Annotated in this window: 1 protein-coding gene; it reads left to right on the forward strand. The window is 67.7% G+C overall.

All coding sequences use genetic code 11. The features are described 5' to 3' along the window. Positions 1-958, forward strand: a 958-nt coding sequence (locus DXX3274_RS00660) for an RHS repeat domain-containing protein (protein ID WP_042858023.1), incomplete at both ends; no start/stop codon positions are given.

Raw genomic sequence — 958 nt, forward strand, 5'->3', positions numbered from 1 at the left:
GGGGTACTGGAGCGGCGCTACCAGTACGACGAGCTGGACCGGCTGACGGGCATCCGCGACAGCCACTGGGGCGAGCAGGCGTTCCGGCTCAATGGCGCGGGTCAGGTGACGGCGGAGCGGCGCGAGCAGGGGCGGCAGAAACAGGCACGGCTGTTTGGCTACGACAGCGAGCAGAACCTGTGCGAGGTGTCGGCGATAGCGCCGGACGGAGCCGGACGGCTGTCGGCAAAAAATGCGTCGGTGCAGTCGTCGGCGGGTTACGATGCGGCGGGCCGGGTGACGCAGCACGGCGGTCATCAGTATCAGTACGATGCGTGCGGTCGTCTGGCGGTCAGACGGGAAAGCCGTCCCGGTTTCCGGGCGCAGGAAACGCGCTTCGAGTGGGACGCGCAGGACCGTCTGGTGCGGGTAAGTTTGCCGGACGGGGCGCGATGGCGGTATCGTTACGACGCGTTCGGTCGACGGGTAAGCAAGGTGCGCGAGGGCCAGGTGCCGTCGGCGCAGGCGGTAGCGCAGGTGGCGTACCGGTGGGACGGCGACCAGCTGTCTGGGCAGACGCAGTACCGGGTGGACGGCAGCGTGGCGCGTGCGGTGCAGTGGGTGTACGAGCCGGGGAGTTTCCGGCCGCTGGCGCAGGTGGAGGAGCAGGAGGGGGAAACCCGGCTGCACTATATCGTGACGGACCTGACGGGGACGGCGCGTGAGCTGTGCAGCGAAACGGGCGACGTGCACTGGCGTGGCGAGCAGGGGCTGTGGGGCGCGTACCGGGAAGATAAGCGCCCCATACCGCTGCGGCGTTATCTGGGCGACGCGGCCAACGAGGAAGTGTACTGCGAGCTGCGTTATCAGGGCCAGGTCTACGACGCGGAGACGGGGCTGTATTACAACCGGCACCGGTATTTTGACCCGGAAAGCGGGCAGTACCTGTCTTCAGATCCGATAGGGTTGGCTGGGGGGC

It is taken from the genome of Dickeya sp. NCPPB 3274, assembly GCF_000406205.1.
GTDB classification, from domain to species: Bacteria; Pseudomonadota; Gammaproteobacteria; order Enterobacterales; family Enterobacteriaceae; genus Dickeya; species Dickeya fangzhongdai.